The organism is Chamaesiphon sp. GL140_3_metabinner_50 (assembly GCF_025361915.1).
In the GTDB taxonomy this organism is placed as follows: Bacteria; Cyanobacteriota; Cyanobacteriia; order Cyanobacteriales; family Chamaesiphonaceae; genus Chamaesiphon.
This window is the reverse complement of the sequence record NZ_JANYJC010000354.1, coordinates 1-7,255: the sequence shown is the minus strand read 5'-3', so window position 1 is coordinate 7,255 and position 7,255 is coordinate 1. Positions and strand designations below refer to the sequence as shown.

General features: G+C 45.1%; 8 protein-coding genes and 1 pseudogene. 4 read left to right on the top strand and 5 right to left on the bottom strand.

Features of this window, described 5'->3' with window-relative positions; genetic code table 11:
• Window positions 1-320: pseudogene (locus Q0R35_RS17375) on the bottom strand (serine protease); the annotation flags it as partial.
• Window positions 321-608: 288 nt separating this feature from the next.
• On the opposite strand from Q0R35_RS17375, the gene Q0R35_RS17370 reads away from it, so the two are divergent.
• On the top strand, window positions 609-1,043 hold the full coding sequence (locus tag Q0R35_RS17370; RefSeq protein ID WP_295621359.1) for a tetratricopeptide repeat protein: 435 nt from the start codon (window positions 609-611) through the stop codon (window positions 1,041-1,043).
• Window positions 1,044-1,121: 78 nt separating this feature from the next.
• Here Q0R35_RS17370 and Q0R35_RS17365 read toward each other — a convergent pair whose 3' ends face one another.
• Window positions 1,122-2,183, bottom strand: coding sequence for a mannose-1-phosphate guanylyltransferase (locus Q0R35_RS17365; protein WP_295621357.1), 1,062 nt, complete (start codon window positions 2,181-2,183; stop codon window positions 1,122-1,124).
• A 330-nt stretch (window positions 2,184-2,513) separates the two neighbouring features.
• On the opposite strand from Q0R35_RS17365, the gene Q0R35_RS17360 reads away from it, so the two are divergent.
• The gene (locus tag Q0R35_RS17360) at window positions 2,514-3,071 is read left to right on the top strand and encodes a PEP-CTERM sorting domain-containing protein (RefSeq protein WP_295621353.1); all 558 of its coding nucleotides are present in this window, start codon (window positions 2,514-2,516) and stop codon (window positions 3,069-3,071) included.
• Between the two features lie 42 nt (window positions 3,072-3,113).
• Here Q0R35_RS17360 and Q0R35_RS17355 read toward each other — a convergent pair whose 3' ends face one another.
• The 3 genes from Q0R35_RS17355 to Q0R35_RS17345 all read right to left on the bottom strand — a co-directional run bounded on the left by Q0R35_RS17355 (window position 3,114) and on the right by Q0R35_RS17345 (window position 5,260).
• Entirely contained in the window at window positions 3,114-4,238 is a 1,125-nt protein-coding gene (locus Q0R35_RS17355; RefSeq protein WP_295621350.1) for a site-2 protease family protein, read from the bottom strand.
• Window positions 4,239-4,409: 171 nt separating this feature from the next.
• A complete protein-coding gene (locus tag Q0R35_RS17350) occupies window positions 4,410-4,937 on the bottom strand; it encodes a GNAT family N-acetyltransferase (protein ID WP_295621345.1) in 528 nt (175 codons plus the stop codon).
• Window positions 4,937-5,260 (bottom strand): DUF1778 domain-containing protein, encoded by a 324-nt coding sequence (locus Q0R35_RS17345; RefSeq protein ID WP_295621342.1) that lies wholly within the window; start codon window positions 5,258-5,260, stop codon window positions 4,937-4,939. The genes Q0R35_RS17350 and Q0R35_RS17345 overlap by 1 nt, the downstream gene beginning before the upstream one ends.
• Window positions 5,261-5,451: 191 nt before the next feature.
• Between Q0R35_RS17345 and Q0R35_RS17340 the strand changes: the two genes are divergently transcribed.
• A complete protein-coding gene (locus Q0R35_RS17340) occupies window positions 5,452-6,381 on the top strand; it encodes an isoaspartyl peptidase/L-asparaginase family protein (RefSeq protein ID WP_295621339.1) in 930 nt (309 codons plus the stop codon).
• Between the two features lie 207 nt (window positions 6,382-6,588).
• Window positions 6,589-7,255, top strand: a 667-nt coding sequence (locus tag Q0R35_RS17335; protein WP_295621336.1) for a coproporphyrinogen-III oxidase family protein, incomplete at its 3' end; no start/stop codon positions are given.

The window sequence follows — 7,255 nt, the reverse complement described above, 5'->3', positions numbered from 1 at the left end:
AGATCGATATTACCTGGAGCCGATCGGATCGAGCTAGTAATCAGCTCATACTGGCGATCGTCTGATGTCTGAATTTTATATTCAACTTTACCTTGATTTTTGACGACATGAGCCGCAGTCAGCACGGTATAAATATCGCCTTGATGTTGAAGAATTACCCCCGAACCGACATAATTAGGTTCGGTAATTAAGACTGTAATTGCCCTAGCTGTCTTGGCAATTTCGACTGAGGTTGTTGCAGAGGCGATGTTTGGCTGGACGAGGGCGATCGTAGCACCGATACCGACGATTCCAATCCATGAAGAGATCTTTGATGACATGAGCGAGTGTGTATTGTGCGAAGCTGGCGCGCCGTCTGGGACGATTGAATCAATCTTATTCTACAACTGCTCGAACCCAAATTCCACGATCGATCTAATCGTTCCCGTGAGCCTCTTTTATGGAGAATCGAACACTCAAATTTTATGTCGATCTTTTACGTATAAATGGCTACTCCCAACGCAACTAAATCATCACTAAATAGCATCAAAAATATTTCTAGACCCAACTTGCTATTAAAAGGTGTTTAATAGTATGTAACAGCTAATCACACTAAAGTATTTTTTCCCATGTTGAAAAACATTATTGCCTCTGGCTTAACCCTAGCATCTGTCATACTCGTCACAGCTACCAGCACTCACGCCGAACTAGCACCAGATATCAACGCCCTGACAATTAAAAGAATCCAACGTGCCCAACCCCAACAAAACAATCCATCCAATCGACAAGCAGCTAATCAGGCTCGATCGATGGAGTATGTCAAACTAGGTTGGGCGGCACAAAAAAAAGGTCAAGATCGACAAGCCATTATCTATTACGATAAAGCCATCAAACTCGACGACACTAATCCTTATGCTTTTATGGCGAGTGCGACACTATTTGGGAATACTCCCGATGGCGTGACTTGTATGAAAGCCGCACTCTACTTATTCCAACAACAAAACGATCGAGAGGGCTATGATATTGCAATGGGCTGGTTGAGACAGTACGATGCGATCGACTAGATTGAATCGCGATGCCCTCAAATAGGCAGTTCGATCGGGGGTGAATGATGTTGGAACGATCGCACCCCTACCGTTAGCTTAAAGTAAGCGATCGAGCTGTTTATTTTCCTTGATTTTATTGACAATTTGCTTGATTTCTTGAGTGCGATCTTTAGCTACAATTAGGGTCACATCGCCATCGCGAACTACGACCACATTTTCTAAACCGATCGTGACTATGACTTCATCGGGATTGCTGGCGTAGAGTACAGAGCCTTTAGTATCGATACAAACATGATTTGCTAATTCGACATTAATATTATCGCCTTTCATCAGTCGTTCGATCGCATTCCAATCGCCCAAGTCGTCCCAACCAAAATCAGCGGGAATTACATGGGTTAATTTGGTCTTTTCCATTAAGGCATAGTCGATACTAATCTTGGGGAGGGTGGGATAAATACTCACACCTTTTTCGATTAATAGCTGCATTAATTCTGGTGCGTGAATCTGGAGTTCGGCGATCGCAATTTTGGCTTTAAAAATAAAGATGCCGCTATTCCAGGTATAGTTGCCACTTGCAATAAAATCTTGTGCTGTTGCTATATCTGGCTTCTCGGTAAATCGAATAGCTCTATAAGTTTGTAATTGCTGGTACTCGCCGCTAGACGCACCTTGCTGAATATAGCCGTAACCAATCGAGGGAAAAGTCGGCGTAATGCCTAATGTGACGATCGCACCTTGAGTATGTGCCAATTCTACCGCCGCCGCGATCGTTTTGCCAAAAGCCGCAGCATCGGCAATCCACGCATCGGCGGGGAAAAAGCCAATTATTACATCGTCCCCATACCGTTTAGCAATTTCTAGACTCGCCCACGCTACCGCTGCCGCCGTATCTCTACCTTCAGGTTCGGCGAGTAAATTTGCCGCTGGTAGGCTGGGTAATTGCTCTTGTACGCCAGTTTCGAGCAGTTGGGACGTAATTACCCAAATATCCTCCCAACCACCTACAATGGGCAGCAATCGGTTAGCTGTGGCTTGAATCAGACTTTCGCCACTACCATCGAGACAGAGAAACTGTTTGGGGCGTTGTTTACGGCTCAACGGCCAAAAACGTTCGCCTTTACCACCAGCAAGAATTAAAGGGACAAATTTTGGTTGCATGGAATCGATGTGAAATGCCAATAATTTACACTACCACGACAACTGAATCGGTTCTATCGATCGATTATCCTTTGCTAATAATTTAGGTTTGACTAGCTGCCTGGGCGATCGAGCTAGTTATATACTACGAGTATATAGTTATACATTATTCTGGGTATAATATCTGTAGTAACAGCCCGATGTTGAAAATCTTCACCTCTGATGTCTGGCTGTTAGTTATCCAATCTACAATAAAACGTGAAACATTTTACCCCCCCCCAGAATCGCTAAAGCCCTTGCAATGACAGGCTTTTTGGCTTTGCCCATACTGGCATCGCGCCTGCTAATGCAGTGGCGATCAATTTCGAGAGCTTGGCTCAAAATAGTAACAGTGTTAACAACGCAGGATCTACTTATACAGAAAGTGGTTTCACCGTCAGTTCTTCTACTCAGCTATTGTATTATGGTACTCAATCCCGTAACTACCAAGGTTCGACAGCTCTATTTCCATTTTCAACAGCAAACCCGATTAGTCTGACCAAAGTTGGTGGTGGTGCCTTCGATTTATCATCGATCGATCTAACCGATTTTACTAGTGGTGTTGGACAAACGATTATCAACTTCACTGGTACGAGAGCTGACAATAGCACTGTCGCTCAATCTCTGACAGTAGATGCCTTGCCAGGTTTCCAAACTTTTAACTTTTCTGGCTTTACCAATTTAGTTAACGTTAAATGGCAAAACTCTGTTGCTGTAGGCACTTCTGCTCCTCAATTTGACAATATCAATGTCAGTGCGACTGTTCCAGGTGCTACAGCCGTTCCCGAACCTTTTACGATTATCGGTACGGTAATTGGTGGTACGGCAGCAGTGAGGATGAGAAGGAAGCTCAAGCAATCTGTTAAGTAGCAAGATGAGGAGGGGTAATTCATGAATTACCCCTCCTCAAATTTACGCAGGATTCGCCTGTGGATTCCGGTGAATTAGGTTAATCACAGCGGCTTTTTCTAACAAGCCGACTAGAATACCATCGCTATCGGTGACGCTGAGAGTCACAACTTGCTTAGATTCTAATTGTTCGATCGCTTGTAATAACGGACGATCGGCGATAATAACTGTAGATGGTTCGATCGCGGTCATGATTTCACTGACTGCTGTATGCGCCCATCGATCGGATCGAACATCTTTAAGCGCGTCTAGTGCCAACTCTCCGACTAAGTGCCCAGATGTGTCGGTAACTAGAAACTTTTGCCAGTTGCTACCAGTGAGGGTGCGTTGGTCTACAAATTCCCGCAGGGTGATATCTTGATGGATAATCGGACTATTAGGAGTCACCGCATCGGCAACAGTCAACCCTGTCAGGCGTTCTTGCACGCGGGCAAACTGAGCAGATTTACCAGCATTTTGGAGTAAGAACGAACCGATGAGTAAGTTCCAGATGTTATCGAAGCTACCGTATAATACTAGCGGTAATAAGCCCGACCCGATCGCGACCCAGCCAAAAGCTTGACCGACAATGCTGGCGATTTTGACACCCTTATACTGATTACCAGTCACTTTCCAGACGATCGCTTTGAGAATATTACCACCATCGAGGGGTAAGCCTGGAATCAGGTTGAATAAACCCAATGATAAGTTAATCGCGGCGAGTACGGCGGTAATTGCGGCAATCGGGCCAGTCAGATGAGCGGTAAAGCCGAGTGCAGTGAGAATACCACATAATAATAAGCTCACAGCGGGGCCTGCGATCGCCACCCAAAAGGCAGCGGCGGGACTTTCGGATTCTTTTTCTAGGCTGGCTAATCCGCCAAAGATAAACAGGGTAATTGAATCTACCTTAATGCCCTGTTTAATTGCTACAAAGCTATGCCCTAACTCGTGAGCGAGTACCGAGCTAAACAATAGTAGCGCAGTCACCAAGCCCAATATAAATGGACTAGCACCTGGTAGGTAAGGAAACTGAGCCGCCAAACCTTCGCCATAACTCCACGTTACTAAGCCCAACACCAGAAACCAGGTGGGATTGATATAAAAAGGGATGCCAAATAAGGAACCAACCCGAATACTACCATTCATTACAGCGACCTCTAACTCTAAGTCTACGATCGGTTATTCGATCGATTACTCCTATTGTAACTAAATATTAAGGAGGCTCTCATTATTGCACGATCGTAATACCCGGCTATAGTGGTTCGGTTATCGAAAAATCTATGTTCAGCAACCAGATTCAAGCTCTAAATCGACCATTTACGATCGCTCGAAGGATTGCGCGATATCTGTCATAGTCCGAAATAACTTAAATGCTCGATCTGGAAAAGCTTGAAAATCAAATCTTTGATAAAACCTAACCGCATCATCATCAATTGCCTCTACAACTACAGCAAAAGAAGCCGTAGTTTTACTAATACTAAGACTACGATGTAGAGCATCCATAATTAACAACTTTCCCCATCCAGCTCCTCGATAATCGTTCGATACTGCCAATCTCCCAATTAGATTGACACCAACGATGGGATATTTAGGGAGTTTTCTAGCAAGTTCTTGAGGTAGTTCTTCTAGATTTATGCCACTCATTGAGAGGGTATAATAACCAATTATTTTTTGAAGCTCTTTATCGTAAATAACATAAGGAATGGCAATATTTCTTTTTTTATCTTGAGTGGCAGTAGTATGTAAATAACGATCTAGTTGTTCGTTACCACAACTAAAAGCTGCTTTATCGTGATGGGGTGCGAGAAGTTCGATGCAAAAATCAGTAGCTTCGGAATTTAACACTAATCCGATCCCTGTTTACTCATCATCTGTGCGTACCATCGAGCATCAGCAATCGCTCGTTCGCTCGCAGGTGCGGGATTTAATAGTGCTTCGACAAATACCAGCCGATCTCGCTCGGTTAATTCAATCAGTTCTCGATCTTTAATAGTTTGAGTCGCCGCATCAGCCAAAACTGAAATCATAAATTCAGTCAAGTTTTGTCCGCGCAAACCCGCAGCTCTTTCCATCAATTGTTTTTGCTCTAGCGTCACCCGCGCTTCCAATCGTGCATTCTTACTAACTTTATTAATTTTAGTTGTCGAATCGGTATCTATTTCCATCATTTTTTATCGATCGATAACAGTATTATATCACTGTACGGCTGTAAAGAGTACATAATTTCTATGGCAACGAAAGGTGCTGTAAGCTAGATGAAATTCTGTCGATCGACATCCAAACCAGTAAAATATTAAACGATGCTGAGATCGATCCAAGTATCCCTTAGCCCATTAATCCTATCGCGATCTCAACAACCATGTCTAACTCTTATTCCCTGATGATTCATGGCGGTGCTGGCGCGCTCGAAGATCTTAAACATGAAGCCAGCGAAGCAGTGTTTCAAGAGAGTATCACGGCAATTTTAGAACGGGGTCGCCAACGTTTAGAACGCGGCGATAGTGCCTTAGATGTGGTCGAATATTGCGCCAGCTTGCTGGAAGACGACAGGCTTTATAATGCAGGTAAAGGATCGGTACTCAATGCCGATGGTAAAGTAGAAATGGATGCCGCACTGATGGACGGACGCGATTTGCGGGCGGGTGCTGTGGCTGGTCTGAAGGGTATTAAAAACCCCATCTCTCTCGCACGGAGAGTTTTAGAGCATGGCGAACATGTGCTGTTGATGGGTGATGGTGCTTTAGAGTTTGCAAAATTCTGTCAGATAGACACTTATCCCGACGATTACTTTATTACCGAGGCGCGAATTAAACAGCTAGCCGAAGTGCAGGTGACAGGGGGAATGACCCTAGATCACGAAAGAGTTAAACCATCGCAAAAGTTAGGTACCATCGGTGCGGTAGCGCGAGATATTCACGGTAATCTTGCCGCAGCAACATCGACGGGAGGGCTAGTAAATAAACGCTGGGGACGAGTTGGCGATACCCCCATTGTCGGGGCGGGAGTATTTGCCGATAATGATACCTGTGCGGTATCGGCAACAGGCTACGGCGAACAGTTTTTGCGAACGGTGTTTGCGAAGACTATTTCCGATTTCGTCCAGTTTAGAGGCATGGATGCCCAAGCTGCGGCGCAAGCAGGGATTGACTATTTGGTCGCTAAGGTGAATGGTGAAGGTGGTGCGATCGTCATCGATGCCGCCGGACGCTGTGCCGCAGCACAATCAACATCCGGTTTAATTCGCGGCTGGATCGAATTAGGCGGCGAAACACATTGTAAATTGGGTTAGGCTTTAGGTTTTAGGTGTATTTTCAATACACATCTTTAGTAGGAATCGAAATTGGTGGAAATCCCCCTAAATCCCCCTTTCCAAGGAGGACTTTGACTGGATCTTAGCCCCCTTTTTAAGGGGGTTCGGGGGATTCAGATCTCAAAACGAAGTCTATTCGACTTGTGTATACACTTCGCACACCCCCACTCCCTACCCCCACTCCCCTTGCTCCCAACTGCTGCTTACATCCACATTCCTTTCTGTCGGCGCAGGTGCTATTACTGCGACTTTCCGGTATTTGTCGTTGGCGATCGAGCCAATGGCGCAAATTCTGGTAATATTCAGCTTTATGTCGATCGATTGGCGATCGAAATTGCCACTCAAGTAAATTATCATCAACCCCTAGAAACGATCTTTTTCGGTGGTGGTACTCCTTCCTTACTAACTGTCACGCAACTGGGACAGATTTTAGAGCAATTAGCCGCCAAATTTGGGATTGCGAATAATGCCGAAATCTCGATGGAAATCGATCCGGGGACATTCGACTTGGCGCAACTTCAGGGATATCTCCAGGCGGGGGTAAATCGGGTCAGCATTGGGGTGCAAGCCTTTCAGGACAACTTATTGCAGTTATGCGGTCGATCGCATACCGTAGCTGATATTTACGCTGCTGTAGAGCTATTTCATCAAGGCGGTATTACCAACTGGAGCCTCGATCTAATTTCTGGCTTACCACAACAAACAATCGATAATTGGGTGGCTTCGTTGGCATGTGCGATCGATCTAAATCCTACCCATATTTCCTGTTACGATCTGATTGTCGAGGCGCAAACCCCTTTTGCCAAGCAATATCAGCCGGGGGATAAACCTTTACCCAGCGACGAAGCCACCG